General features: G+C 69.1%; 22 protein-coding genes. 10 read left to right on the forward strand and 12 right to left on the reverse strand.

Features of this window, described 5'->3' with window-relative positions:
• Window positions 1–22 precede the first annotated feature (22 nt).
• The gene (locus ACFWXC_RS27740; protein ID WP_384483003.1) at window positions 23–1252 is read left to right on the forward strand and encodes a cytochrome P450; all 1230 of its coding nucleotides are present in this window, start codon (window positions 23–25) and stop codon (window positions 1250–1252) included.
• An 81-nt stretch (window positions 1253–1333) separates the two neighbouring features.
• On the opposite strand, the gene ACFWXC_RS27745 is transcribed toward ACFWXC_RS27740, so the two are convergent.
• From ACFWXC_RS27745 to ACFWXC_RS27755, 3 genes are read right to left on the reverse strand one after another with little or no spacing between them, the layout of a single operon-like run.
• A complete protein-coding gene (locus tag ACFWXC_RS27745; RefSeq protein WP_384483004.1) occupies window positions 1334–1672 on the reverse strand; it encodes a hypothetical protein in 339 nt (112 codons plus the stop codon).
• A complete protein-coding gene (locus tag ACFWXC_RS27750; RefSeq protein WP_384483005.1) occupies window positions 1639–1890 on the reverse strand; it encodes a hypothetical protein in 252 nt (83 codons plus the stop codon). The genes ACFWXC_RS27745 and ACFWXC_RS27750 overlap by 34 nt, the downstream gene beginning before the upstream one ends.
• A 40-nt stretch (window positions 1891–1930) precedes the next feature.
• Window positions 1931–2626, reverse strand: a complete 696-nt coding sequence (locus ACFWXC_RS27755; protein WP_384483006.1) for a hypothetical protein — start codon at window positions 2624–2626, stop codon at window positions 1931–1933.
• Window positions 2627–2862: 236 nt separating this feature from the next.
• Between ACFWXC_RS27755 and ACFWXC_RS27760 the strand changes: the two genes are divergently transcribed.
• Both ACFWXC_RS27760 and ACFWXC_RS27765 read left to right on the forward strand, forming a co-directional pair.
• Window positions 2863–3354 (forward strand): hypothetical protein, encoded by a 492-nt coding sequence (locus tag ACFWXC_RS27760; RefSeq protein WP_384483007.1) that lies wholly within the window; start codon window positions 2863–2865, stop codon window positions 3352–3354.
• Entirely contained in the window at window positions 3351–5633 is a 2283-nt protein-coding gene (locus ACFWXC_RS27765; RefSeq protein WP_384483008.1) for a tetratricopeptide repeat protein, read from the forward strand. Before ACFWXC_RS27760 ends, ACFWXC_RS27765 begins: the two co-directional genes overlap by 4 nt.
• 385 nt (window positions 5634–6018) lie before the next feature.
• On the opposite strand, the gene ACFWXC_RS27770 is transcribed toward ACFWXC_RS27765, so the two are convergent.
• The 4 genes from ACFWXC_RS27770 to ACFWXC_RS27785 form a co-directional block, all read right to left on the reverse strand.
• Entirely contained in the window at window positions 6019–6570 is a 552-nt protein-coding gene (locus tag ACFWXC_RS27770; protein ID WP_384483009.1) for a class I SAM-dependent methyltransferase, read from the reverse strand.
• Between the two features lie 190 nt (window positions 6571–6760).
• Entirely contained in the window at window positions 6761–6973 is a 213-nt protein-coding gene (locus ACFWXC_RS27775; protein WP_384483010.1) for a hypothetical protein, read from the reverse strand.
• The gene (locus tag ACFWXC_RS27780; RefSeq protein WP_384483011.1) at window positions 6970–7491 is read right to left on the reverse strand and encodes an NUDIX domain-containing protein; all 522 of its coding nucleotides are present in this window, start codon (window positions 7489–7491) and stop codon (window positions 6970–6972) included. The genes ACFWXC_RS27775 and ACFWXC_RS27780 overlap by 4 nt, the downstream gene beginning before the upstream one ends.
• 80 nt (window positions 7492–7571) lie before the next feature.
• Window positions 7572–7820, reverse strand: a complete 249-nt coding sequence (locus tag ACFWXC_RS27785) for a transposase (protein WP_384483012.1) — start codon at window positions 7818–7820, stop codon at window positions 7572–7574.
• 526 nt (window positions 7821–8346) lie between these two features.
• Between ACFWXC_RS27785 and ACFWXC_RS27790 the strand changes: the two genes are divergently transcribed.
• Entirely contained in the window at window positions 8347–8550 is a 204-nt protein-coding gene (locus tag ACFWXC_RS27790; RefSeq protein ID WP_384483013.1) for a hypothetical protein, read from the forward strand.
• Between the two features lie 143 nt (window positions 8551–8693).
• Here the strand turns inward: ACFWXC_RS27790 and ACFWXC_RS27795 are convergent, their stop codons facing one another.
• Entirely contained in the window at window positions 8694–10223 is a 1530-nt protein-coding gene (locus ACFWXC_RS27795; protein ID WP_351728919.1) for a UDP-N-acetylglucosamine 1-carboxyvinyltransferase, read from the reverse strand.
• A gap of 536 nt (window positions 10224–10759) precedes the next feature.
• Here ACFWXC_RS27795 and ACFWXC_RS27800 point away from each other — a divergent pair.
• Complete coding sequence (locus tag ACFWXC_RS27800; protein ID WP_384483014.1) at window positions 10760–10882, forward strand: hypothetical protein; 123 nt, start codon at window positions 10760–10762, stop codon at window positions 10880–10882.
• A gap of 178 nt (window positions 10883–11060) precedes the next feature.
• Window positions 11061–11774 carry a hypothetical protein gene (locus tag ACFWXC_RS27805; RefSeq protein WP_384483015.1) on the forward strand — a complete coding sequence of 238 codons (714 nt, stop codon included), beginning with the start codon at window positions 11061–11063 and terminating at the stop codon, window positions 11772–11774.
• 151 nt (window positions 11775–11925) lie between these two features.
• On the opposite strand, the gene ACFWXC_RS27810 is transcribed toward ACFWXC_RS27805, so the two are convergent.
• On the reverse strand, window positions 11926–12123 hold the full coding sequence (locus ACFWXC_RS27810) for a DUF4236 domain-containing protein (protein WP_351728923.1): 198 nt from the start codon (window positions 12121–12123) through the stop codon (window positions 11926–11928).
• Window positions 12124–12462: 339 nt separating this feature from the next.
• On the opposite strand from ACFWXC_RS27810, the gene acnA reads away from it, so the two are divergent.
• Window positions 12463–15177 carry an aconitate hydratase AcnA gene (gene acnA / locus ACFWXC_RS27815; RefSeq protein WP_384483016.1) on the forward strand — a complete coding sequence of 905 codons (2715 nt, stop codon included), beginning with the start codon at window positions 12463–12465 and terminating at the stop codon, window positions 15175–15177.
• 120 nt (window positions 15178–15297) lie between these two features.
• Here the strand turns inward: acnA and ACFWXC_RS27820 are convergent, their stop codons facing one another.
• Together ACFWXC_RS27820 and ACFWXC_RS27825 are read right to left on the reverse strand one after the other, a co-directional pair.
• Complete coding sequence (locus ACFWXC_RS27820) at window positions 15298–16299, reverse strand: response regulator transcription factor (protein ID WP_384483017.1); 1002 nt, start codon at window positions 16297–16299, stop codon at window positions 15298–15300.
• 56 nt (window positions 16300–16355) lie between these two features.
• Window positions 16356–20051, reverse strand: coding sequence for a S8 family serine peptidase (locus ACFWXC_RS27825; protein WP_384483018.1), 3696 nt, complete (start codon window positions 20049–20051; stop codon window positions 16356–16358).
• 290 nt (window positions 20052–20341) lie between these two features.
• Here ACFWXC_RS27825 and ACFWXC_RS27830 point away from each other — a divergent pair, with 290 nt between their 5' ends.
• Together ACFWXC_RS27830 and ACFWXC_RS27835 are read left to right on the forward strand one after the other, a co-directional pair.
• A complete protein-coding gene (locus tag ACFWXC_RS27830; protein WP_384483019.1) occupies window positions 20342–21067 on the forward strand; it encodes a response regulator transcription factor in 726 nt (241 codons plus the stop codon).
• The gene (locus ACFWXC_RS27835; RefSeq protein WP_384483020.1) at window positions 21064–22575 is read left to right on the forward strand and encodes an ATP-binding protein; all 1512 of its coding nucleotides are present in this window, start codon (window positions 21064–21066) and stop codon (window positions 22573–22575) included. The genes ACFWXC_RS27830 and ACFWXC_RS27835 overlap by 4 nt, the downstream gene beginning before the upstream one ends.
• A gap of 45 nt (window positions 22576–22620) precedes the next feature.
• Here ACFWXC_RS27835 and ACFWXC_RS27840 read toward each other — a convergent pair whose 3' ends face one another.
• A complete protein-coding gene (locus tag ACFWXC_RS27840) occupies window positions 22621–24885 on the reverse strand; it encodes an NEW3 domain-containing protein (protein ID WP_384483021.1) in 2265 nt (754 codons plus the stop codon).
• Window positions 24886–25322: 437 nt separating this feature from the next.
• On the opposite strand from ACFWXC_RS27840, the gene ACFWXC_RS27845 reads away from it, so the two are divergent.
• Window positions 25323–25859 (forward strand): GNAT family N-acetyltransferase, encoded by a 537-nt coding sequence (locus tag ACFWXC_RS27845; protein ID WP_384483022.1) that lies wholly within the window; start codon window positions 25323–25325, stop codon window positions 25857–25859.
• The last annotated feature ends 148 nt before the right edge of the window (window positions 25860–26007 follow it).

A 26007-nucleotide genomic window follows, 5' to 3' on the forward strand; every position in this document is an offset into this window, starting at 1 on the left:
TGACTGGAGTTGGAGTGCGACGATGACCGACAACTCACTCACCGTCCCGATCGAGGACCCGGCCTTCTACGTCGACGATCCCTGGCCGGCCTTCGCCCGGATGCAGGAGGACGCGTCCTTCCACTACTACGAACCTCTCGACACCTTCGTGGTGACCCGGCACGCCGACATCCGGGCCATCGCCGGCCTGCCGGAGACCTTCGTCAGCTCCAAGGGCCTCTTCCTCAACGACGTCAAGTACCAGGCGCAGGCCGGGGACGAGCTGATCACCGACAGCTTCTTCCCCAAGGGCGGCGAGCAGGTCGGTACGACGGACCTGCCGCGCCACACGGAGCTGCGCCGCGTGATGGCACCGGCGTTCTCGGCGGAGGCGATACGGCGGCTGCGGGAAGCGCTGACGCCGGACATCCGTGAACTGGTCGCCGGGATAGCCCCGGACACCGTGGTCGACTGGGTGTCCCACGCCGGCCCGGTGCCGATCAACGCCGCGATCCGGATGATCGGACTGCCCCACACGGAGTTCGACCGCGTCCGGTTCTGGAGCGACGAGCTGGAGAAACTCGCCGGCGACGTGACGTTCGAGGAACTGCGGGCCGCGGCCGCCGAGTTCCAGAGCCTGCAACGGTTCATCGTGGAGAGCCTGGAGGCCAAGCGCCGCGACCCCGGCGACGGCGACCTCCTCACCGTCCTGCTGACCGCCGAACTCGACAGGACGAACGTCTCCGAGGCCAACGTCGTCATGTTCGCCATGACCATGCTCGCCGCCGGCAACGACACGACCCGGTCCCTGCTCGCCGGCCTGGTCCACCAGCTGGCCCTCCACCCCGACCAGTGGGAGCTGCTCCGCCGGGACCGCTCGCTGATCCCCTCGGCGGTCGAGGAGACCCTGCGCTATGTCACACCGGCGCGTGCGATGCTGCGGACCGCCACGGAGGACGTCGAGATCGACGGCCGCCCGATCCGCGCCGGGCAGCATGTGTACCTGATGTACATGGCGGCCAACCGGGACGAGTCCGTCTTCCCCGACGCCCACCGGTACGACGTCACCCGGGGCGAGAGCGTCAGGCACCTGGCGTTCGGGGCCGGCATCCATCACTGCATGGGAGCCCGCCTCGTCCGCGCCCAGGCACCGATCGTGCTCGACGCACTCCTCGACCGCTTCTCGGGCGTGACACTCGCCGGCGACCCCACACCGGTCATGAACCACATCCGCAACGGCTGGACCAGCATGCCGGTGGTCTTCAGCACCTGAGACCGGAGAAGCCCCACAGATCCGGAGAAGCCCGGAGACGCCACCGCACCCCCTGTCACAGAGGGGTGCGGCGGCGGGCGTTCAGTCCAGTGAGTCGGCCAGCTGCGTGCCGGCGGCGAGCGTCGCGGTGGGCATGGAGTCCACGGCGTCGAGAACCCGTGCAAGCATCTTGATCTCTTCCGACATGCGAACCGGGTCGACCCGGTTCAGATGCTGGGAGAAGCGTCCGTTCTTCCGGATACCCCACGAGAGCATCTGATGGGGGTAGGTCATGAATCCGACCGTGGGCAGGATCGCGTCGTAGGCGGCACCTACGGAATAGGTGGTACTGGTGACGGCCGTACGCTTGAGCCCCTGGTCCCGTACCGCGGTCGTGACAGCCTCGATCAGACGTGGGTTTCGGGACACATCAAGGCGCATTCGGGCAGCCCGGTTGGGCCGAAGGCCGCTGCGGCAGGATCCTCTCGCCATTCTCTCTGGCCGAGGTGCTCGGCGTGGAGCAGGCCGACGACCTTCGAGAAGATCTCGGGACGAGCCTGTTCGAAGTGCGTTCCGTTGGTGGAAACGTACGGCGTCATGTGGAGGGTCAGGTGAAACGCCGGAGAACGGTTGCGCTGCGCCCGCGGTCGCGACGCCATGCGTCGAGCGAGTGACACCAGACCGATCTCTGCGTTCTCCTCACAGCCGTTGCAGCCGTCGGAGTGAGTCAGCAGCCACAGGTACTCGTCGTCGGTGGAACCGGGCAGTACGGCCGTCAAGTTGTCGACGGAGGCCGGCCTGCGATCGGCCAACAGGCGCATCCTGGCGCGAAGGGACCCCTTCGACAGCCGTGACTTCAGAACCATCCCACCTTCCCCGCAGATCGTGTGCCGAGAACTCGGCCGACGTGCCCGAACCGACGTCGACCAGTTCTGCCTCGGCCCCCGCCGGGCTCGTCTCACCGGAGTACGGGTAGTAGGAGGAGACCTCGACCGGCCGCAGCGCCCCCTCGGGTCCCACCGCGAGGTCCCACGCCGTGGCTGCCCATCCAGGGGCGTCGGAGGACAGGCTCTGACTGTCGCGGAAGGTCTTGAGCCTTGCCCTCTGGAACTGCTCTTCCAGGAAGTCCAGCCACCGCTCGTGGGAACGAGTGCCGCCGATGCGGAGCCCGAAGTCCGCCATCTGCTGTTCGTATTCCCATAGTTCGCCGACCGTCAGCAGCGAGGCGCGGCCCGCGGTCCGGTTGGCGGCCCTGGTGGTTCTGGTCGTTCTGGTGGCGGCCGCGGCCTCGGAAACGCCGAGGGGCAGCGGGGCCACAGCGGTGGCCGTCAGCAGCGAACGGCGGCTGAGCCGCGTACCTGTCGTGCCGGTGTGCGAGGACGGGATCGACTTCATTGCGGCTCCTGGAGCTGGGGGCGATCCCCTCTCCTGGGGTCGAGGTGGCGATACCGCGGCCCTGGACTGATCGCGCTTTGAAGCTGCCAGTTCGGCGGTGACCGGCCGCATGGGGCTGCGTCGGATGTCCCGGATTCCTAACCAGATCAACATGTCGCAAAGAGGGTTAGATCGGCGGCTGTGTCGCTATCGTGAAAAGTCATGTGATGCGCGTTACAGGGGCGAGGGGGGCGTGCGTGGATTCCCGTGTGCTTGGCGAGGTCGTCGGGGACGACGACGGGGCCATGGAAGATCTCTTCAAGTGGCTGAACCTGCAAGATCCCCTGCGAGGGCGGGTGGAGGCGGTGAGCTCGCCGGCCGGGCCGGGGCAGATGGCGGGCGGAGGGCTGACCGAGGTTCTGGCGGTCGCGTTGGGTGCCGGCGGGGTCGGCACCGTCCTGGCGCAGGCCCTGGTGGTGTGGTGTAGGCAGCCCAGGGGAAGCAAGGTGCGTATCCGGCTGACCGGCTCGGACGGCCGCCGGGTGGAGATCGACGGTGACCGTGTCCGGGACGCCGACACCATCATCAAAGCTGTCGTGGACCTGCACCTCGATGCTTCGCCCCCTCAAGTGGAACAGGCGCCCGGAACTCCGGCGATCGCCGATGGGCAGCCCGCGTACCAGGCGGACGCCGCCGGATCAGGTACGAGCAGGGGCACCGCAGAAGGACGCGAGGGGGACGTGGCATGAGTGAGATGGTCCGGTTGCCCGATGCCGTCGGGTCGCGTGCGGTGCTGATCGGGGTCAGCAACTACGTGTCCGAGGAACTGGAGGACCTTCCGTCGGTCGGACGGGGCGTCCACGCCCTGCACGCCGCGTTGACTCATCAGGACCACGGCTCATTCGCTTCCGACCGATGCCTGGTGATCGAGAATCCACGGGATCAGGGGGCCCTCGCCCAACCGCTGCTGAACGCGGCCGCGGCCGCCAAGGACGTCTTCCTCGTCTATCACGCGGGGCACGGCCTGATCGCCGGACAGGACCGGGAGTTGTACCTGGCACTGGCCGGTACCGATCCCAAACTCGCCGAGTGGACGGGACTGCCCTACCGCCTGGTCCGGGAGGCGTTCTCCCGAACACGGGCGCGTTCGCGCGTACTGATCCTTGACAGCTGTCACTCGGGGCTGGCGATCTCCGGAGTCATGTCAGCCACCGATGACTCCATCATCGGCCAGGTGGACATCGACGGCACCTACGTCATGACATCGGTTCCCGCCATGGCCCTGGCGCAGGCACCCGTCGGAGACACCTACACCTCCTTCACCGGCGCCCTGTTGCAAGTCCTCGAACGCGGCATCCCGGGCGGTCCCGATCTGCTGGCCGTGGGAGCCGTCTACACCGAGTTGCGCCGACTGTTCAGTTCAGCGGGACTGCCCCTGCCGCAGCAGGCGTCCGAACGTACGGCGGCGATGATCGCAATCAGCCGCAACCGCACAGGGGCGGCCGGCACTCCCGCAGACGACGGGAGCTCTCTCACCTCCGTGGAGGAACTGACCGAACAGATCCGGGAAGCCGGTGCGGCCGATGCCCACGCTGCCGTCGAGCTGGCCCGCGAAGCCGTATCGAGCCGCACTCTGCGTCTGGGCGCCGACCACCCGGAAACCCTGGACCTGCGGCAGACACTGGCGAACTGGCTGGGTCAGGACGACCAATCGGACCCCTCCGTCGCCATCAGCCAGTCCCGCGAGGTGGTCGCCGACTGCACCCGCGTGCTCGGCCCCGAGGACTCCGGCACCCTGCGCAGCCGCATCACTCTGGCCCACAACCTCTTCGGCGGTAAGCAGGACGACGAGGCATTCGCCATCCTGACCGACGTCCACTCCATTCGTGCACGCATCCTGTCCCCCAACCACGAGGACACCCTCCGAGCCAGGGAGAGTCTCGCCTACCTCAAGCGCATGGCCGGACAGATCGACGAATCGAGCGCTCTCTATGAGGAACTCATCGACGGGTACACCCACACGCTCGGCAGAGACTCCTTTCGCGTCCTGGCCTGTCTGAACTCCCTGGCGGGCAACACCCTCGCGAAGGGCCAGGCCGCCACCGCCGCTCACCTGTACCGCCAGGCGGTGGAGGTCGCAGAGCGTCTTTTCGGGCCCGACGACCCGGCGACGCTGCGTGAACGCAAGAACCACATGGACGCGATTGGTCAGTCAGGGGACTTCACCGCGGCCGCCGAGTTCTCCCGCACACTCCTTGCCGACATGGAGCGCGTCTGCGGTCCGGACGCGCCCGAATCCGTGGAAGTTCGTCACTACCACGCCTCCCACCTGTCCAACTCGGGCGACAGGACAACGGCCATCAGGCTGTTCCGATCGGTCTGCCAGGCACTGGAAGCCCGTACAGGACGCCGGGACACCAGCACCTTCATCCCTCGAAGAAACCTGGCCCTGACGCTTCACGACGATGGACAGAACCAGGAAGCCGCCAACCTTCTGCAAGGTCTGCTGGAGGACATGACCGACGTCCTGGGGGCCGAGCACAACGACACTCTGAACTGTCACCGGTGGCTGGCCGAGTGGACGGGCGCGTTGGGTCATCCATCCCGCGCGCATCGGCTCTACCGCGACCTCGTGGAGATCGAGGCGCGAGTCCTGCCTCGCGAGAACCTGGACGCCCTGCAAAGCCGCCTGAACTTCGCCACATACACCAACCAGATCGGTGACCACGCGGCGGCGGCCCAGATCTACTCCGAGGTCGGTGACGACCTCGCCTGGGTACTAGGTCAGGACCACCGCGCCACTCTCAGCGCGCGAGTGGGACATGCCGTCTCCATCGGGCAGTTGGGCGACACCGTCCGGGCCACCAACCTCCTGCACCAGGTCGCGGCCGATCAGGCGCGCAGTCTCGGGGAGGACCACCCCGACACCTCCGACACCCGTGTCAAGATCGCCTACTGGCTCCACTCCATGCCCAAGGGACCCTACGCCCCTCCGCCGCTCCCTGGGTGGCTTCCACCGGCCCACTGACACTCGGAACGTACAGCGGCATGTCCCGTGGATGGGCATGCCGGGTCACCAAGGGCGGGCGGCGCCGAGGCGGTCTCGACGGCGCCCGCCCCGTTGCTGGACCGGCGCCACACTCCATGGCCGCACGAACAGAGCGCCGGTCCTCGCCGCCTCAGACAGCCAGGTGATCGAAGCCGGACAACCCTGCTGTCGTCGCGCGAACAGTACCCGGCGTCCGCGGATGCCGGGCGGCGGCAGGCCGGTGATCGGGTAGACGCCCACGACAGCAGCTTAAGCGAGGTGGCCGAGCACGCTAGGTGACGGGCACGGAGCGTGGTTCGGCGATGCCGATGATGAACTCCTCCCGCAGCCGGATGTCGGCCAACCTCCCCAACGCGGCGAGTTCTCAGACGAGTTCTGCCGGGTCGTGGAGGACCTTCACGATGCGGTACTGGCTGCCGTCGTCGAGCCGGCGCACGTCTGCGGCCACTTCCTCACGGGCGACCGCAGCGGGGCCTTCATCGATGAAGATGGCCTTGCCGCCTGGCGCGAGGGCGGCAGCGACGGTGTTCCAGAAGTCGCCGAGCCGAGACGGCGGGACATGGGAGAGAAAGAAGGCGAAGAACACAGTGCCGTAGCGGCGCGGCGGCCGCCACTGGAACACGTCGGCCCCATAGGACCGGACGTTGGAGGAGGGGACCCGCGCTCGCGCAATGCCCAAGACCTCCGGTGACGCATCGACAGCAGTCACCGAGAGCGCCCGCGCGGCCAACGCCCCAGTCCACTGCGCTGTTCCGCAGGCAAACTCCAGCACATCCCCGGCAACCGGGAAGTCGTCGGCCAGGGCCAGCAGCTCGCGCAGGTCCTCACGCTCGGCATAGACCCGGTCGTACTCGGGCGCGCGAGCTCGGTAGTAAGCAATCTGCTCCGCCAGAAGGGCATCCTCATCGATTGCCATGACCAGAACCCCAACGGGCCCAGACACAAGTGGTCCCAGAACAAGCCAGTTTCCGGGGCCGCTTGAAGACGTCCAAGCAAGACAGGGTCTTCATCACACGACGCCAACCGAAGCCGACATGCCGGGGCCGTTCAACGACGTCAAAGCCAGGATGGCCTGGCCACGCCGCCCCTTCTACGTCCCCAAGACCTCAAACCGCGGCCAACTCCTGACCGTCAAGGACGGCATCGACCAGATGCTCGAACAACTCAACCTCACCGACGACGAACGCGAAGCCCTCGAAGGAGACCGCGAAGCCGTCACCGCCCTTGCCGAACGCCTCGTGGTCACCCCCCACCCCCGCCGGCCCAACCCCCAAGGAGCTCGGAACGACCAGCGCCTTCGTCCCTCTGACCCAGCTCATGAGCACCGCTTCTGCCCAAGCGCCGGGTCAGCACGACAGGCGAGATACCGACCGAAAATCTCCTGACTATCAGGAGTGAAGGTCCACTGCTGCAGAATCCGCCGCAGCTCGGACTCGGTCAGCCACCCGTGCCAGGCCACTTCTCCCGGATCGGGGGCGCCGATCTCCGGAAGCACGGCATCGCACACCCCAAGCCAGTGAGGGCTGAGCCCACCCCGGTTGAGGAACTTGAACCGAAGGCGCACTGTCGCCCGCGCCCCCAGCTCCTCACTGAGCTCGCGGGCAGCCGCCTGCTCATAGGACTCGCCGACTCCCGCAGCGCCCCCGACACCGAGTTCGTAGTGCCCCGGGAAACGGGACAGCTTCTCGGCACGCCGATGAACGACAAAGCGACCTTGCCTGTCGCGGCACACCACCACGCCAACCCGGTGCAGCCAGCCCTCCCGAACAGCGTCCCGCCGACTGACCACCCCCAACACACGATCCTGCGCATCAACGCGTTCCACGAGTTCATCCACGACGCACACGATCGCAGAACCTACTGACACCCGCCCGGAATGCCCGGACAGGCACGCAGCCAACGACCGTCGGACTGGCCTCACCCCACCGAACGAAAGGACACAGCCCTGTCTCGATTCTCAATAACTTGCCACTTGATTCCGTTTTCGACGAGGTAGCGGATCACGTCCAACATCGTGCGGTGGCAGTAGCCCTCCGGCAGCCCGCCCCGCCCGCGCAACCAGGCCGGCACCGGCAGCAACGGCCGGACGGCCGCCCACTCCGCGTCCGTCATGTCCGACGGATACCGGCGCACCCGATCGGGATGGTCGGCCGCGTTGTCGTACATGTGCGCGATGGACCCGGCAGCGTAGAAGCGTGGGCGCCGGAACGGGGCTTGGCGGTACGAGAAGCCCTGGCGGACCGCTACCGGCTCCTCCTCGTGGTCGGAGCAGGTCTCGGGCTCCGCCAAGGCGAGGCGCTCGGGCTCTCAGCGGAAGACATCGACCTCGCCAAGGAAGTCGTCCACGTCCGGCGGCAGGTCAAGATGGTGCGGGCGAAGCTGTGTTTCGCGCTCCCGAAGGGCCGCAGGGTCCGGGATGTGCCGCTGCCCTCCAGTGTGGCCCGGCCATCCGGCAGCACAGGGAGCAGTTCACGCCGGTGCCGGTCACGCTGCCCTGGGACGAGTCCACGTCCTGCCGAGACGCCGGTGGAAGCCAAGCACCGGCGGCCCAGGGCCTTCGACCTCCTGGTGACGGGGCGCGAGCGGAAGGCCATCAACCGGAACTACTTCAACTCCTGCGTGTGGAAAGCCCGCTCTGGCCACGGCGGGCGTGATCGCACCACTGGAGGAGGGAAACGGCGACGGTGCTCGCGTGCGTGAGCCGTCCCGGGAGCACGGCTTCCACGCCCTGCCACACTTCTGTCCCTCCGAGGAACTGGAGGCTGGCGAATCGGTCGTCTCCCTGGCACGCCGGCTGGGGCATTCCGATCCCGGGTTCACGCTGCGGAAGTACTCCCACTTCCTACCCCGCGCCGGCGCACGGGGCAGCGCGGCCATCGACGCGATCGTCGCGTAGCCGCGGTCGGTCGGCAGAGCCCATGAAGCGTGGCCCGTAGCCCGCCGCGGGCCCAAAGTCCCAGAGAAGTCCCACAGATGCCGCCGTATCCCTCCCTGACCCGCCAAGCAGCAGGTCAGACGGGGTGCGGCGGCATTTGCGTATTAGATGTCCCGGAAGATCTCGATCTGGGCCCCGATCGTGTTGAGGCGTTCGGCGAGGTCCTCGTAGCCGCGGTTGATGACGTAGACGTTGCGCAGCACGGACGTGCCCTCGGCCGCCATCATGGCCAGCAGGACGACCACGGCGGGGCGCAGCGCCGGCGGGCACATCATCTCGGCCGCACGCCAGCGGGTCGGGCCCTCCACCAGCACCCGGTGCGGGTCCAGGAGCTGGAGGCGGCCGCCGAGGCGGTTCAGGTCGGTCAGATAGATCGCACGGTTGTCGTAGACCCAGTCGTGGATCAGGGTCTTGCCCTGCGCGACCGCCGCGATGGCCGCGAAGAACGGCACGTTGTCGATGTTCAGGCCCGGGAACGGCATCGGGTGGATCTTGTCGATCGGCGCCTCCAGCTTGGAGGGGCGGACCGTGAGGTCGACCAGGCGGGTACGGCCGTTGTCGGCGACGTACTCCGGCGTGCGGTCGTGGTCGAGGCCCATCTCCTCCAGGACGGCGAGCTCGATTTCGAGGAACTCGATCGGCACCCGGCGCACGGTCAGCTCCGACTCCGTCACCACCGCCGCGGCCAGCAGGCTCATCGCCTCGACCGGGTCCTCGGAGGGGGAGTAGTCCACGTCCACGTCGATGTTCGGGACGCCGTGCACGGTCAGGGTCGTGGTGCCGATGCCCTCGACCCTGACGCCCAGCGCCTCCAGGAAGAAGCAGAGGTCCTGGACCATGTAGTTGGAGGACGCGTTGCGGATGACGGTGACACCGTCGTGCCGGGCGGCGGCCAGCAGCGCGTTCTCGGTGACCGTGTCCCCGCGCTCGGTCAGCACGATCGGGCGGTCCGGCCGGATCGAGCGGTCGACCTGCGCGTGGTACTGCCCCTCGGTCGCCGCGATGTCCAGCCCGAACCGGCGCAGCGCGATCATGTGCGGCTCGATGGTCCGCGTGCCCAGGTCGCAGCCGCCGGCGTACGGCAGCTTGAAGTGGTCCATGCGGTGCAGCAGCGGGCCGAAGAACATGATGATCGAGCGGGTGCGTACGGCGGCCTCGGCGTCGATCGACGCCATGTCGAGGTCGGCCGGCGGTACCAGCTCCAGGTCGACGCCCTCGTTGATCCAGCGGGTGCGCACGCCGATGGAGTTGAGCACCTCCAGGAGGCGGTACACCTCCTCGATCCGGGCCACCCGGCGCAGCACCGTGCGCCCCTTGTTGAGCAGCGAGGCGCACAGCAGGGCCACGCACGCGTTCTTGCTGGTCTTCACGTCGATCGCGCCGGACAGCCGACGGCCGCCCACCACTCGCAGATGCATCGGGCCCGCATAGCCCAGTGAGACGATCTCGCTGTCCAGGGCTTCGCCGATTCGAGCGATCATCTCAAGACTGATGTTTTGGTTGCCGCGCTCGATGCGGTTGACAGCGCTCTGACTGGTGCCGAGCGCCTCCGCGAGCTGTGCCTGTGTCCAGCCGCGGTGTTGCCGGGCGTCACGGATGAGCCTGCCGATGCGTACGAGGTAGTCGTCTGCCATGAGGTTGAGGCTATCTCAGATATGAGATGGTGCCCGTTGGGGGGTCCGTTCGGGTGATGCGCTGTCAGGGGGCCTGACTGTTCGGCCCGTCGACCATCGTTCCGGTGCGCACAAAGGCGGGGCGGGGGGAACGTCAAGGCGGCTCCCGACGTTTGGTGATGAATTCCGCCGGCCGTTGTCCGGAGGTATTTCCTCCGTGTGCTGGGCCGGTGCCCGGCATGTGTCATCAGGCTCAAGTCGGAGATACGGAAAATGCCCCAGGAAGCCATCGAGGCAGCCCCGTTCCTCGGAACTCCGGAAGCCTCGGAGATCACCCCGATCGGGTCCCTCGATGCCGATCTGTGAACAACCGACCCGACCTCCGAGGGCGAGAATCCCGAGCCGTTCCCCGCGATCATCTGCAACAGAATCTGATGCACGCTTGGTTGTGCCGTACGCCGCCGGTTTCCTCCTCGAAGGTGCGCCGGTGGCGGTCACGGTAATTCCCGCACTCTCGCCGCACGCGGCGGGGATCGCACAGGTCTCGAAGGATTTGGATGGCGGAAGGAGCGGCGAGCTACGGCGACGTGTACGGAGGCGCCCTGAAGATGCCGGACGGGTGGCCGGAGCCCGGCGTGGGCGGGGGCGGGGGAGTGCGGCGGCGGGTGCCCGACGCGTGACGGACCGGCGCCCCCGGTCTCGCTGGCCGACGGTGCACGGGGTGTCGGCGTCGACGTTCGACGGGGTGCTGGGCGGACGGGAGCCGGCGCCGCCGCGGGCGGTGGCGGTGCCGCTGGACCACGACCGCGTGCCGTCCCGCAGGACTGTGCGGGACATCTTTTCCAGGACCGGCGTGCCGTGGATTCCGCCGGCTTCTTTCTCCGCCCATCCGCAGGTCGTCAGATACGGTCCGGAAAGGTTTTCCGAGATCGACATCCCGGGCTGTATCGCGGTGAACCGCCGGATCATCCCCCACTTCTCCCGGCCCTTCTCCCGGCCCGCGAAGAAATATGCGCGACCGGCCCCGGAACGGATCACTCCATCCGCCTTCCGGAGCAACTCCAGCTCTCCGGCCGTACCCGCCCGGAACTTCTCCCGTACGAACGCTCCATCATCGGCAACCAATTCGAGGTCTCCTTGCCGCCGACCGATCCGGCCGGCCGCATCGACACCGACCTCATGGTTTCCGGAACGCTGCGAACAGATTCCGTACTCGTCGCCGCACACCGGGAACTGCGAGGTGCCCGCGCCGGTCGATTCAAGGCCGCCGCCGAAAACGCGGAGGCGAGGCGGAATTCCTGTCCGCTCCTGGTGGCGGTCCAGGGCAACCGGTCCGTCGACGGGCTCGGCCCCTTCGCCGACGGCATCCACGCGACGAGCGGGCCGGAGCACCGGGGTGCGGGTACCGAGGTCGCCATCGGCGCCGGCGTGCTGTCCGCCGCCCGGGTGGACCGGAGCCTGAACTGCCTGCTCGGCGAGGGTGCGGCGGGCGTCCGTCCGAGGGTGGGCAACGGACTGGCGGGCAGGCACTTCGACTTCAACTCGCGGAATGACCGGCTTGATGCGCTTTGATGCGTTTTCCGACACGCCGACGATCCGCCGTGTGGGTTCCCCACCCCTCCGTCCGGGGCCGGACGGAGGCGCCCAGGTGGTCGACGGCACGGCCTTCACCGCCGCCCGCGCCGCGGGGCGGACCGCCCGGTCTCCGGTCCGCCCGCGGACGTCACCGACGGCGCTCCCTGGAGGTGCGCCGCCACCCGAACGGTCCGGGCAGGTCCATGGATGTCGTCCGGCGCCCTGTGCTGCTGTGTGTGTGCCGGGGTCCGTGCTTGCCCCCGGTGGTGATGGACCAGGAGTGCCGATTGATGTTGAGGCGCACTCCGGGCAGGATCCGGAAGCTCTTCCGGAAGGTGAGCGGCATGACTGCGACTCCTTTCGCTCCCCTCGTCGGCTACCCCCGCTCCGCGAACTGATGGGTGCGAAACCCGGATTGACCCACGGGGACCCGTTCGGGAGGCGGTGATTCACCCCCGGGAGCCGGCCCCGGACACGCCACAGGGACAACGGAGGGCGGGTCCGGGCATGACCATCCCGCGCCCGTGTACTAGAGTTATCTCGACATCGAGATATCTGCCTAGGCGCACCGTAGCCGCCACCTCCAGTAAGGCATGCCTAACTTAGCCTGACCTTACTGGATGGGCCAAGTCGGCGTGGCGGCACGATTGACGGTGGTACGCGCACATCAATGAAGGAGACTGTCGTGTCGGCGAACAGCTTCGACGCCCGCAGCACGCTGCAGGTGGGCGACGAGTCGTACGAGATCTTCCGGCTGGACAAGGTGGAAGGCTCGGCTCGCCTTCCGTACAGCCTGAAGGTGCTGCTGGAGAACCTGCTCCGCACGGAGGACGGCGCGAACATCACCGCCGATCACATCCGCGCCCTCGGCGGCTGGGACTCGCAGGCCCAGCCCAGCCAGGAGATCCAGTTCACGCCGGCCCGCGTGATCATGCAGGACTTCACCGGCGTCCCCTGTGTCGTGGACCTCGCCACCATGCGTGAGGCCGTCAAGGAGCTCGGCGGCGACCCGGCGAAGATCAACCCGCTGGCCCCGGCCGAGCTGGTCATCGACCACTCCGTCATCGCCGACAAGTTCGGCACCCACGAGGCCTTCGCGCAGAACGTCGAGCTGGAGTACGGCCGCAACCGCGAGCGCTACCAGTTCCTGCGCTGGGGCCAGACCGCGTTCGACGAGTTCAAGGTCGTCCCGCCGGGCACCGGCATCGTCCACCAGGTGAACATCGAGCACCTGGCGCGCACGGTCATGGTCCGCGGCGGCCAGGCCTACCCCGACACCCTGGTCGGCACCGACTCGCACACCACCATGGTCAACGGCCTCGGCGTGCTCGGCTGGGGCGTCGGCGGCATCGAGGCCGAGGCCGCCATGCTCGGCCAGCCGGTCTCCATGCTCATCCCGCGCGTCGTCGGCTTCAAGCTGACCGGTGAGCTGAAGCCGGGTACGACCGCCACGGACCTCGTCCTCACCATCACCGAGATGCTGCGCAAGCACGGTGTGGTCGGCAAGTTCGTCGAGTTCTACGGCGAGGGTGTGGCGGCGACGAGCCTCGCCAACCGCGCCACCATCGGCAACATGTCGCCGGAGTTCGGCTCCACCGCCGCGATCTTCCCGATCGACGGCGAGACCCTGAACTACCTGCGCCTGACCGGCCGCTCCGACCAGCAGGTCGCGCTCGTCGAGGCGTACGCCAAGGAGCAGGGCCTCTGGCTGGACCCGAAGGCCGAGCCCGACTTCTCCGAGAAGCTCGAGCTGGACCTCGCCACGGTCGTCCCCTCGATCGCCGGCCCGAAGCGCCCGCAGGACCGTATCGTCCTGGCGAACGCCGCCGAGCAGTTCAAGAGCGACGTCCGCAACTACGTCGCCGACGACGACGAGGCGGGCAAGGAGTCCTTCCCGGCCTCCGACTCCCCGGCCACCGCCAACGGCGTCCCGACCAACCCGGTCACCGTCACCGCCCCCGACGGCTCGACCTACGAGATCGACCACGGCGCGGTCACCGTCGCGGCCATCACCTCCTGCACCAACACCTCCAACCCGTACGTCATGGTCGCCGCCGCGCTGGTGGCCAAGAAGGCGGTCGAGAAGGGCCTGACCCGCAAGCCCTGGGTCAAGACCACCCTCGCCCCGGGTTCCAAGGTCGTCACCGACTACTTCGACAAGGCGGGGCTCACCCCCTACCTCGACAAGGTCGGCTTCAACCTGGTCGGCTACGGCTGCACCACCTGCATCGGCAACTCCGGCCCGCTGCCGGAGGAGGTCTCCAAGGCCGTCAACGACCACGACCTCGCGGTCACCTCGGTTCTCTCCGGCAACCGGAACTTCGAGGGCCGTATCAACCCCGACGTCAAGATGAACTACCTGGCCTCCCCGCCGCTGGTCGTCGCCTACGCCCTCGCCGGCTCGATGAAGGTCGACATCACCAAGGACGCCCTGGGCACCGACACCGACGGCAAGCCGGTGTACCTCCAGGACATCTGGCCCACCGAGGCCGAGGTCAACGAGGTCGTGGCGAGCGCCATCGGCGAGGACATGTTCAACAAGTCCTACGCCGACGTCTTCGCCGGCGACGCCCAGTGGCAGTCGCTGCCGATCCCGACCGGCAACACCTTCGAGTGGGACCCGCAGTCGACCTACGTCCGCAAGCCCCCGTACTTCGAGGGCATGGCGCACGAGCCGTCCCCGGTCACCGACATCGCCGGTGCCCGCGTCCTGGCCAAGCTGGGCGACTCGGTGACCACCGACCACATCTCGCCCGCCGGTGCCATCAAGGCCGACACCCCGGCCGGCAAGTACCTCACCGAGCACGGTGTGGAGCGTCGTGACTTCAACTCCTACGGCTCCCGCCGAGGCAACCACGAGGTCATGATCCGCGGTACGTTCGCCAACATCCGCCTGCGCAACCAGATCGCGCCGGGGACGGAAGGCGGCTACACCCGTGACTTCACCCAGGCGGACGCGCCGGTGGCGTTCATCTACGACGCCTCCCGCAACTACATCGAGCAGGGCATCCCGCTGGTCGTCCTGGCCGGCAAGGAGTACGGCTCCGGCTCGTCCCGCGACTGGGCCGCCAAGGGCACCGCGCTGCTCGGCGTCAAGGCCGTCATCGCCGAGTCGTACGAGCGCATCCACCGCTCGAACCTGATCGGCATGGGCGTCCTCCCGCTGCAGTTCCCGGAGGGTGCCACCGCCGAGTCCCTCGGCCTGACCGGCGAGGAGACCTTCTCCTTCACCGGTGTCGAGGAGCTCAACAACGGCACCACGCCGCGCACGGTGAAGGTCACCACCGACACGGGCGTCGAGTTCGACGCGGTCGTCCGCATCGACACCCCCGGTGAGGCCGACTACTACCGCAACGGCGGCATCATGCAGTACGTGCTGCGCAGCCTGCTCCGCAAGTAAGGCTCCGGTACTCCGGTTCCGGTAATCCGGTAATCCGGTACGGCGCTCGGGCCGCACTCCCCGCGACGGGGGGTGCGGCCCTTCGCGTGCGCGTATCCCCGGACCCGGCCCCGCTGTCGCCTACACCCAGCCCAGCTGAGCCGCCCGCACCCCCAGCTGGAACCGGCTCGCCGCCCCCAGCCGGTCCTGCAGCTCGCTCACCCGCCGCCGCAGGGTCCGCAGGCTCACCCCCAGATGCCGGGCCACCGCCTCGTCCTTCATTCCGGCCGCCAGCAGCCGGGTCAGCATCCGCTCGCCCTCGGAGAGTTCACCGTCACCGACCGGCAGGCCGAGTGGGGTCGCCTGCTGCCAGGCCAGCTCGAAGAGCTTCTGCAGCGCCTCGGTCACCGCCGAGTGCCGGACCACCGCCGCGCAGTAGCCGCCCGCCTCCGACGTGGTCAGCGGGAGCATCGCCCGACGGCCGTCGACCAGCAGCATCTTGACCGGCACCGAGGGCAGCACCCGGGCCTGCTCGCCCAGTTCGACCATCTTCCAGGCGTGGAAGAGGACGTCCGGGTCCTCCAGGGCGGTCGCCGCGTAGATCGCGCGGTAGACGACGCCGCGGCTCAGCAGATCGGCCTGGAGGTCCAACTGCGGGGTACGCGGGGCCAGATACGGGGGAGTGTCGAAGAGGCAGACCTCGTGCTCGGCGTGCGCGTACAGCTCTTCCAGCCGCGCCGCGTTGGCGCCCTCTCCCTCGACCACCTCGACCAGCCGGGACGGCTCCTCCCGCAGCAGCCCCGCCTCGTATGCGGTCGCCATCTCCCCGGCGGTGGCGGCGAGCAGTTCGGACTCCGTCTCGCGCCGCCGGATCAGCGCGCGGATCGCCACCCGCGGGTCCACCGCGCGCAGCCCGCCCATGGAGTCGGGCGGTTGCAGCAGACCGAGGGCGAGCAGCCGCTCGCAGGACGCGCGGACCCGGTCCGGAGAGGTGCCGGTCAGCAGCGCCCAGCCGGCCGTGTCGGCGTCGGGCTGATGGAGGATCGACTGGTAGACCAGCTCGTCTAAGGCGGAGACCCCCACCGCGGACCAAGGGCTCGCGGCGGGGGCCTGTCTTGCCGTGTCGTGTGCCGTGTTCACCATGGTCCGGCACGGTAGAGGATCATTGTTAAGACCGGGGCATATGCGCCGGGTGCCGGCTACTTCAGGCCGAACGCCCGCAGCACGGTCTGGTCGATCCCGTTGCCGTCCCGGTCGGTGGCCCGCACTCGCAGCGACACCGACTCGGCGCCCTTCGCCGGCTTGAACCGGGCCTTGCCGTTCTTGACCTTCACTTCCTTCCAGGACGCGCCGTCGTCATAGGAGACCCAGGCACGCAGACCGCTCGCCCGGACGCTCCCCAGCTGGTTCGCGACCGGCAGCCCGATCTCCAGCTTCCGCCCGCCGTCGGCCCGGTTGAGGAGGTCGAGGCCCTTCGGGGCGATGCCGACCGTGAGCAGCGGCAGCGCCGTCTCCGTGTCGGTGTGCGCCGAGGCGAAGGTCCACTCGGTGTGTGTGCTCGTGGAGTACCGGGCCCAGGCCGCCCGGCGCTGCACGTCCAGATCGAAGCGGTACGAGGCCTCGGCCGCCGGGACGTCGAAGACGCCGTATCCGCCGAACGTCGAGTCACCGACCAGCTGGCCGTCCGCGTAGAGCTTGCCCTTCGCGGTGTTGTCGGTGCCGTCGACGTATCCGTAGTGACCCGGCGTGGAGTCGGTCAACTCCGGCACCGAGAGGGTCAGTTCGTCGCCGTCGCGCACGGAGAGGCCGTACTCCTCGCTGCTGCCCGGCCGGACGACCTGGCGCAGCCAGTTCTCGGTGGGCTCGGTACCCGGTGCGCTGAAGGTCCGCAGCGGGCTCCACTCGCCCCGGTAGGCGTCCCAGTTCGGGTAGACGACGTGCCAGGTACGGGTGTCGGGGTCGACGTAGTAGTACTCGTCGCGTTCCGTGCCCAGCTGTGTGTAGACGCTGGTCTCGACGCCGAAGAGCTGCCAGGGGCGGAAGGTGTACAGGGTGTCCGCGCCGGTCTCGCCGGCCGTGGCCCCGTAGTAACGGGCATGCCGCTTCACCGTGTTGGACTTGTCCAGGGTGTAGGTCTGGTCCGCGGTGATGGCGCCGCTCTGCGCGGCGAGCAGGTTGTAGACGTAGGGACTGACCGGCGTGCCGTCCAGCTTCAGCGTGACCTTCTTGCCGGTCTTCAGCAGGCCGGCGAGTTCGGCGCCCTCCTCGCCGGTGGCGATCATCAGCGGGACGGTGGTCGCGCGGTCCACGGCCTCGATCCAGAAACCGGGCGTCTTGCGGTAGGCGATGAGGTAACCCGCCCCGGCCTTGGTCGCGTTGTCCAGCGCGCCCTGGGCCCGTTCCGTGGCGCCGAGCGCGACCACCGCCACCTTGCCCTTGACGTCGAGTCCCGCGAAGTCGGCCTCGGTACCGCCGCCCGCGTCCACCGCCCGCACCTTGTGCTCACCGCTGATCTTCAGCGGGAAGTCGTTGTACGTCTGGGAGTAGTAGAGCGACGACAGCGGGGTCTTCTCCGGGCTGGTGACGCTCGCCGTCAGCTCCTTCGCGTACAGGCGGAACTTGGCGTAGAAGTTCAGGGTGCCCACGGTGACCTGCTGGGTCGGCGCCACATAGACGTGGTCGGTCCACCAGCCCTGGCTGTAGGTGAGCCCCCAGGCGCTGCCCGGCCCCTCGCGGTGCCAGCTGGTGCTGAAGCCCCTGAACTCGGAGTCTTCCTTCGTCTTCGGCTTGATCTCCACCGCCTTGCGGGCGTCGAGGACGACCTCGGTGTCCCCGTCGACCTTGATCTCCGGGTTGCCGACGACCGAGGTGCCGACGGCCACGCCGCCCGCGTCCCGGTCCGGGATCCAGGTCGCGACGGAGTAGGTGCCGGCCGGCACCTGCCAGGTCCAGCCGGTGCCCAGGAAGCCGTACTCGTCGGGGTAGGCGCCGTTCAGCTCCTGGAGCGTGTAGATCGACGCCCCGGCGGACGGGTTGCCCTTGCGGTCCAGCAGGGAGACCTTGAGGGCGTACGTCTTGGGCGCCTTGTCGAAGCCGACGCCCGTGGTGACCTGGATGCCGTCGGCGGTCGCCGTGACGTGGCCCGTGTACCGGCCCTCGGTCTCCTGCGCGGGGTCGACGGAGACCGGGACGGTGGCGGTGCCGTGCGCGGGCACGGTCACCGAACCGGCGCCCAGGGCGAGGTCGGCGAGCGACGACGAGAGCTTCAACTCCACCGCCTCGTCGGTGGTGTTGGTGTACGCGATGTCCTTGCTGACGACCCCGGTGTCGCCGTCCTCGAACCTGCCGAAGCTCAGCGTCGAGGTCGCGAAGACGTCCTGCTCGACGGCCCGTACCGCGTCGACCCGGCCGTCGCCCTGCTCGAACACGGAGTTGTCGGCGTTCGTCTTCGCGGTGCTGGCGAGGGCCTCCTTGATCTGCTCGCCCGTCCAGTCCGGATGCGCCTGCGCGACCAGCGCCGCCGCGCCCGCGACATGCGGGGTGGCCATCGAAGTGCCGCTCGCCGTCGTGTAGTTGTCGTCGAGCGGCGTGCCCATGGTGGTACCGGCGGCGCGGGCCGCCGTGATGTTCACGCCCGGCGCGGTGATCTCCGGCTTCACCGCGAGGTCGCCGGGGCGCGGACCCCGGCTGGAGAACGAGGCCAGCTGGTCCGACTTGTCGACCGCGCCCACCGTCAGCGCGGAGTCGGCGATGCCCGGGGTGCCCACGGTCTGCTCGCCCGGCCCCGCGTTGCCCGCCGCGACCACGAACAGCGTGCCGGTGGACGCGGACAGCTCGTCGACGGTCTCACTGAGCACGTCCGAGGGACCGTACGCCGTACCGCCCAGGGACATCGAGACGATCTTCGCGCCGGAGTGCGCCGCCCACTCCATGCCCGCGATGATCCAGGAGGACTGGCCGTGGCCGGTGTTGTCCAGCACCTTGCCGACCAGCAGCCGCGCGCCTGGCGCCACGCCCTTGAAGCGGCCGTTCGAGGCCGCGCCCGAGCCGACGATCGTGGACGCCACATGGGTGCCGTGGCCGAAGCCGTCCTGCACCGTCTCGTCCGGTACGAAGCTCTCCTCGCCGGCGATCCTCCCGGCCAGGTCCGGGTGCCCGGTGTCCACGCCCGTGTCCAGGACCGCGACCTCGACGCCGGTGCCGTCGTAGCCCGCCTGCCACACCTCGGGCGCGCCGATCTGCGGGACGCTCACGTCGAGGGACGCCGTCACCTCGGCATCCAGCCAGATCTTGTCGATGCCGTCGCCGAGCTGTTTCGCGGCCTTCGTGGTGGGCGCGGTGCCGAGCGGCGGGGCGATGTCCGACCAGAACGCGGTCGACTTCCTCGCGCTGAGCGCCGCGCCGTCGATCCCGGGCAGCGCCAGCGTCCGGCGCGCGCCCTCGGGCGTCTCGGCGCCCTTGCCGTAGGTCGCGATGACCGGGGTGCTGCCGGTCTTCGCGTCCGTGTACCCCTGCTCGACCAGCTGGGAGACGTTGAACAGGGCGGGGTCGAGGCGGCCCGCCTTGATCAGCGGGATGGCGTCCGCCGGCAGGACGCTGATCTCGCCGTCCTTCTCGCTGGACAGGAAGGTCGCGGCCTCGCGGCCCTTGCCGCGCCGGACGTCCACGGCGTTCCTGCCGTCCGGTCCGACGGTGAGAGTCACGGTGTCGCCGGTGATGAGGGTGACGGTCGCTGGTGGGGTGACGGTCTGTGGTGCGGTGGTGGTGCTCGGACCCGTGAGGGGTGTGACGGGTGTGGTGACCGGGGACCCTGGAGCGGCCGTCGCGGGCGTGATCGCCCCCGCGAGCAGTCCGGCTGCTCCTGTCAGGGCCCACAGGGCGTGGAGTCTTCGCATGGGTGGACGTCCTCCCCTGAACGCGGAAACGCTTCCGCCCGGTAAGCGGAAGCCAGAGATCAGAGTGGGCGCCGGGGCGACGGCGGCTCAAGGGAACACGGTGGCCGGAGCGTGCCAATGCCCCCTTCGGCCAAGGGAGTTGGCGCAAACACTCCGCCCGGCGGACCCGGTCGCCGCCGGTCGCCCCCGGTCCTGGCGTCCGCATTCCGGCCCCCGCGCCCGTCCTGTCCCACGGCTACGGCTCAGCAGGAACACAGCATTCCCCCAGGAGACCGGCACAGACTTGATACATGTCTGCCACCGCAGGGTCCCGAACCGGCCGCGTCCGCGTCCTGATCGTCGACGACGAGCCCGGTCTCACCGAGCTGCTCTCCGCCGCCGTCGCGGAGGCGGGCTGGCGACCCTACCCCGCGCTCGACGGGCAGAGCGCCCTGCGGCTGGCCCGGGGCTGCGCCCCGCACGCGGTGGTGCTCGATGGGATGCTGCCCGACCTCGACGGCCTCCAGGTGCTGCGCAGACTGCGCTACGAGATGCCGAGGCTGCCCGTCCTGATGCTCACCGCCCGCGACGCCGTCGAACACCGTATCGACGGCCTGGAGGCGGGGGCCGACGACTATGTCACCAAGCCCTTCTCCCTGGAGGAGGTCGTGCTGCGGCTGCGCGGACTGCTGCGCCGGGCCGGCACCGAACAGCCCACCGTCGACGACTCCGTACGCGTCCTCGGCGACCTGGTACTGACCGGCGAGTCCCGCGAGGTGCAGCGGGCCGGCACCCCGATCAGGCTCACCGCCAAGGAGTTCGACCTGCTCAGCCTGCTCCTGGACCATCCACGCCAGGTGCTGAGCAAGGCCCAGATCCTCGACCACGTCTGGAGCACCTCCTTCGACGGCGGCGGCAACCTCGTCGAGGTCTACATCTCCAGCCTGCGCCGCAAGATCGACCGGGGCCGGACGCCGATGATCCACACCGTCCGAGGCATGGGTTACGTCGTACGGCCCGTGGAGGACGGCAGATGACCGCCCGGCCGCGCAGCCGGTCGCTGCGCACGCGCCTGCTCGTCTTCATCACCGCCGTCCTGGTCTGCGTCTGCGCCGCGATGGCCCTGACCACCGTCTTCGCCCAACGCGCCTACCTGATGGGCAACCTGGACGACCGGGTCGGCGACGCGGCCGAGCGCGGCGTGGGCGGCGCCGCCCTGCACCCGGAGCTCACCCGCGACCTGACCTTCCTCAACGAGACCGGTCAGCCGGCCGGCCTGCTCGCCGCCCGCCTCGACGCCGGGGGGAACATCATCACCGCGGCCGTCGTCAGCCGGGACGCGCCCCCGCGCTCCCTCAGCACCGCCCAGACCACCGCCCTCAAGGGCATCGCGCCGGACGGCTCGACGCACACCCGCGCGGTCCCCGGCCTGGGCACCTACCGCGTCACCGCCCTGAACGCCAGCGGCATCCGCGTCCTGGCCGGGCTCCCCATGGACGACGTACTGGACACCATCAGCGGCCTGGTGGCGGTCGAGATCGGGGTCGCGGCGGTCGGCCTCACGGTCGCGGGCTGCGTGTGCGCGGTGGTGATACGACGGCAGCTGCGCCCGCTCGGCCGGGTCGCCGCCACCGCCGTCGAGGTCTCCCACGCGCCCCTCGGCCGGGGCCAGGTCACCGGACTGACCCGGGTGCCCGAGCGGGACACCGACCCCGGCAGCGAGGCCGGCCAGGTCGGCGCCGCCCTCAACCGCATGATCGACCACGTCGAGGCCTCCCTCGCGGAACGCCAGCGCAGCGAGGAACAGGTGCGCCGCAGCGAGGAGCGCATGCGCCGCTTCCTGGCCGACGCCAGCCATGAACTGCGCACCCCGCTCGCGTCCATCGCCGGGTACGCGGAGCTGATGAACCGCGGTACGGACCGCATCGAGCCGGACCTGGCCTGGCGCAGGGTCAACGCCGAGTCCGTGCGGATGCGCAGCCTGGTGGAGGACCTCCTGCTGCTGGCCCGTCTGGACGAGGGCCGCCCCCTGCAGTCCGCCGAGGTGGACATGGCCGCGCTGGTCGCGGAGGCGGTGTGGGACGCCAGGGCGGCCGGGGCCGGTCATCTCTGGCAGCTCGAACTCAACTTGGACGGGCTTGCGTTCGTGAGGGGCGACGAGGCCCGCCTGCACCAGGTGGTGGCCAACCTGCTGGCCAACGCACGGGTGCACACCCCCGCCGGGACGACGGTGACCGCGACGGTCGAGTCCACCCCCGTCAGCTGCGTGGTCCGCGTCCGTGACGACGGCCCCGGCATCCCGCCCGATCTGCTCCCGACCGTCTTCGAACGCTTCACCCGGGCCGACACCTCCCGCACCCGCGCCGGCGTCCTGGAAGGCGGCTCGGGCCTGGGCCTGGCCATCGCCGCGGCCATCACCACGGCCCACGGCGGCCACCTCGGAGTGGAGAGCGTGCCGGGCCGCACGGAGTTCACGCTGGAACTCCCGCCGGCCGAACTCCCGCCCACCGGAACGGTGATACGCGCCCGCACGGCGCCGGTCTAGGAAAGCACCGAGCGCCGTGCGGACGCCATCGTCGAAGGGGGACGGTCAGGGGCTGGTGGTGAAGGTGTCGAAGTCGGCCTCGCCCGTGGTGCCCGAGGCGTGCGAGGTCTGGGTCAGGCCGACGTCCTGGGTGGCCGCGGCGGTCGGGACGGTGACGGTGCCCACCAGGTTCCAGGTGGCGTTGTCGGTCGAGTAGTAGCCGCTGTACGAGGTGCCGTTACGGACGAGCTTCAGCCACGACGGGTAGGCGGCGGTGCCGGTGGAGTCCTGCGAGTCCAGCTTTCCGTCGCCGTCGCTGTCCCAGTCGAGCAGGTAGCCGTTGCCCGGGGTGGCGACCAGGGCCAGGTAGCCGGGGGAGGTGTCGGGCTGAGTGATGTCGTTGCGGACCATGATCCCGGCCTTCGCCCAGACATCCGTGTTCGACTGGGAGTCGAGCTTCACCGTGGTCACGGAACCGTCGTGTTCGGCTCCGGGCAGATAGACCGTGCCGTATTCGTTGGTGCCGTTGTAGAGGTCCGCGCCCTGAGCCCGGATGCCGAGCTGGGTGCCGGACTGGCTGAAGCTCGCCGTGGTGGAGGCGAACGTCTTGTACGGCTCCGTCACTTGGTGGTTGACGGTGATCGTGTCACCGGCGGTGAGCCGGGTCTTCCCGTCCGACCGGAAGCGGTAGCTCGCGCTCCCCTGGAAGTCGCTGGAGGCGAAGAGCTTCGCCGAGGGCGGGATGGAGACGGAGTAGGTGACCTTCAGCGCGTGGCCGCCGTGGATCGTCCGGGCCCGGGTCGCGGAATGCGTGGTGATCTTCGTGCCGGACGGTCCGGTGAGGGTCAGGCCGGCGTCGGTGATCGGCCGCGACCCGTTGTCGGACAGGACCGCGGTCACGGTACGCGTGGTGCTGTCGCTCGATGCGGGCGCCCAGTTGAGCGCCAGCGAGACGTCCGGAGCCGCGGCCACCGTGCGGTGGGTGCCGTGGACCCGGTACAGGACCACGCCGTGCGGCGGCACGTTGGCGGCGATCCGGCCCGCGGACTCGGTCAGCCGCTTGCTCCACAGATCCTGCAGGGAGTAGTCGCGCGCCTTGGCCAGACCCAGCGCGGCCGCGGTGGTGGCCACCTCCCGGGGAGCCGACCCGGTGTTGAACAGACCGACCACGGCGTCCCCGTCGGGCTCGGTCTTGGCGAACACCTGCGAGTTCGCGTCCGCGGAGATCCGCTTGGCGTCGATGCCGTCCTGGTCGACCGCGAGGACGTCGGTGTTCTTCAGCAGGGCGAGGTCGGCGGCGTCGAGATGGGTCAGGTCGGTGCCGAGGATGAGCGGGGAGGCGGCCAGCGACCACAGACTCATCTGTGTCCTGCGCTCGTCGGGGGTGAGGCCGTTGTTGTCGCCGTTCCCGATTTCGAGGGAGTCGTAGTCGTTGTAGCCGCCGGGACCGCCGTACGGTGCCCAGGCGGCGACCTGGTCGAAGCGGGAGGCGACGGAGGCCCAGGTGGTCAGGGGGTAACTGCTGCCGTCCGGACCGCAGTAGCACTCGACGTCGCCGCCGGTGCGCCAGCCGTTGGAGAGCTTCTTCCAGGTGGCGGCGTTGTTGATGTCGAGGTTGTTGGACAGCTCCAGATGGATGGGCCGCCCGGTGTGATGCAGGGCGTCCGACCAGGCCTGGACGTCCTGCTGGTCGGGTGTGCCGACGCCGTCGATCTTGAGGTAGTCGATGCCCCAGCCGGCGAACTGCCCGGCCCACGAGTCGATGAAGGTCTGCGCGCCGGGCTTGGTGTAGTCGATGCCGACCATGCCGCCGCAGTTGTAGTTGTTCTCGGTCGCCGTGGTGGCGATGTCCCGGGCGTGGTACGGCGTTCCCTGGATCTCGGTGTTCTTGGCGACCGCCTGCTGGGAGATGCCGGGAGTGACGTACAGGCCGAACTTCAGCCCGAGGGAGTGGACGTAGTCGGCCACGACCTGGATGCCGTTCTCACCGCCGCGGGGCGGGAACTTGGCGGGGTCGGTGACCCAGCGGCCGTACTGGTCGACGTCCGGCCCCTGGCTGCCCGGGCACTGGTACCAGAAGTCGTCGATGTTGGCGTAGATGAAACCATTCTTCGCCAGGCCGCTGGTCTTGAGTGCCTTCGCCTGCGCCTCGATGGTCGCCGCGGTCGGATTGCGGCGGACGAAGCTCCAGCTGCTCCACCCCAGCAGGGGCTTGAGTCCGACACCGTTGTCATCGGCTTGCGCAGGCTGGCCGCCGGTCGCGGTGATTCCCATGGTGAGCAGCAGCGCTCCGGTGAACGCGGCCAGCACGCCGCGGATCTGTCTTCTCATCAGTTCTTCCTCCATCGCAGCGCCCTGACAGCGCGACGGTCGGTATCAGAAGGTCGAGATTCGGCCGGTACGGCAGCCCTGGCTCGCGTGATGAGACGGTCGCTCTCGCACCGCCTTGGCACGCGGACGTCCGCACGGCCACCCGCCTGTCTCAGAAAACGTCAAGAACAAACCCTATGGACGCGACAAGTGAACATGACCAAACGCCAGTCACCACATAGCGCGCTTGGCCAAAACTGAGTCAAGTCTGTGGGCCCACTGTGGCGCAGCCGGGCCGGGCGTGCCGCAGGGCCGGCCGCAGGCAGTTGAGGTGGGCGGCGACGTACCGGGCGAAGACGATGATGACGGGCAGGCGGCTGACCTCGCACCCGGCCCTCTCCCGTTGATCGGCCGATCGATCACTTGGCCGGTCCTCGGGGAGAGATCATCATGTGGGGATGTCTGAGAACCATCTCTCTGCAGAACCGGCTGCGGTGCGGCTCCCTCGGTACACGAAGACGGACCAGGACGAGATCCTCGGCGACAGCGAGGATCCCTTCGGTGTTGCCTCGGCCGGTTTGACCTGGCTGCCCAAGAATGAACACTTCGGCATCAGGCGCGGCGACCGGCTCGTGGCACACGCCGGCCTCCTGCGGCTGCCTGTTGCGATCGGCGGTGCCGAGAGGGAGGTCGTGGGCGTCGGTGGCGTGGCCGTGGCACCCGACCTGCGGGGTCAGGGGCTGGCCCGGCGTGTGGTCACGGCGGCACTTGACCACGCTCGCACGATGGGTCCTCAGCACGCGCTCCTGTTCTGCCGGCCTCCCCTTGTGCCGCTGTACCAGCGCCTCGGATGGCATCCCCTCGACAACGAGGTCCTTGTCGAACAACCCGAAAACCGCCTGGTGACCATGCCGTTGCGGACCATGGTGACGCCCCTGCGCGACAACGCGCCCTGGCCCTCAGAGCCAGTGCGGCTGTTCTCCCTCCCGATGTGACGGGCCCCTTCCGCGAGGACCGTCCGGCGTGGCGACGAAGGACTCACCCCCACGACACCGGTGTCAGCTCTCGGTTCTGTGTCGGACGCCCCGGGTCCACGGCGGCGTGACCGTCCGCATGCCGGATAATCCTTCGCCAAGCCGAAAC

The organism is Streptomyces sp. NPDC058683 (assembly GCF_042716195.1).
Lineage (GTDB): Bacteria > Actinomycetota > Actinomycetes > Streptomycetales > Streptomycetaceae > Streptomyces.

Coding starts and splice junctions, on each gene's coding strand:
- ACFWXC_RS27740 (WP_384483003.1), top strand. CDS start 23: ATGACCGACAACTCACTCACCGTCCCGATCGAGGACCCGGCCTTCTAC.
- ACFWXC_RS27745 (WP_384483004.1), bottom strand. CDS start 1,672: ATGCGCCTTGATGTGTCCCGAAACCCACGTCTGATCGAGGCTGTCACG.
- ACFWXC_RS27750 (WP_384483005.1), bottom strand. CDS start 1,890: ATGGCGTCGCGACCGCGGGCGCAGCGCAACCGTTCTCCGGCGTTTCAC.
- ACFWXC_RS27755 (WP_384483006.1), bottom strand. CDS start 2,626: ATGAAGTCGATCCCGTCCTCGCACACCGGCACGACAGGTACGCGGCTC.
- ACFWXC_RS27765 (WP_384483008.1), top strand. CDS start 3,351: ATGAGTGAGATGGTCCGGTTGCCCGATGCCGTCGGGTCGCGTGCGGTG.
- ACFWXC_RS27770 (WP_384483009.1), bottom strand. CDS start 6,570: ATGGCAATCGATGAGGATGCCCTTCTGGCGGAGCAGATTGCTTACTAC.
- ACFWXC_RS27775 (WP_384483010.1), bottom strand. CDS start 6,973: ATGAGCTGGGTCAGAGGGACGAAGGCGCTGGTCGTTCCGAGCTCCTTG.
- ACFWXC_RS27785 (WP_384483012.1), bottom strand. CDS start 7,820: ATGTACGACAACGCGGCCGACCATCCCGATCGGGTGCGCCGGTATCCG.
- ACFWXC_RS27795 (WP_351728919.1), bottom strand. CDS start 10,223: ATGGCAGACGACTACCTCGTACGCATCGGCAGGCTCATCCGTGACGCC.
- ACFWXC_RS27800 (WP_384483014.1), top strand. CDS start 10,760: ATGGCGGAAGGAGCGGCGAGCTACGGCGACGTGTACGGAGGCGCCCTG.
- ACFWXC_RS27810 (WP_351728923.1), bottom strand. CDS start 12,123: ATGCCGCTCACCTTCCGGAAGAGCTTCCGGATCCTGCCCGGAGTGCGC.
- ACFWXC_RS27820 (WP_384483017.1), bottom strand. CDS start 16,299: ATGGTGAACACGGCACACGACACGGCAAGACAGGCCCCCGCCGCGAGC.
- ACFWXC_RS27825 (WP_384483018.1), bottom strand. CDS start 20,051: ATGCGAAGACTCCACGCCCTGTGGGCCCTGACAGGAGCAGCCGGACTG.
- ACFWXC_RS27830 (WP_384483019.1), top strand. CDS start 20,342: ATGTCTGCCACCGCAGGGTCCCGAACCGGCCGCGTCCGCGTCCTGATC.
- ACFWXC_RS27835 (WP_384483020.1), top strand. CDS start 21,064: ATGACCGCCCGGCCGCGCAGCCGGTCGCTGCGCACGCGCCTGCTCGTC.
- ACFWXC_RS27840 (WP_384483021.1), bottom strand. CDS start 24,885: ATGAGAAGACAGATCCGCGGCGTGCTGGCCGCGTTCACCGGAGCGCTG.
- ACFWXC_RS27845 (WP_384483022.1), top strand. CDS start 25,323: ATGTCTGAGAACCATCTCTCTGCAGAACCGGCTGCGGTGCGGCTCCCT.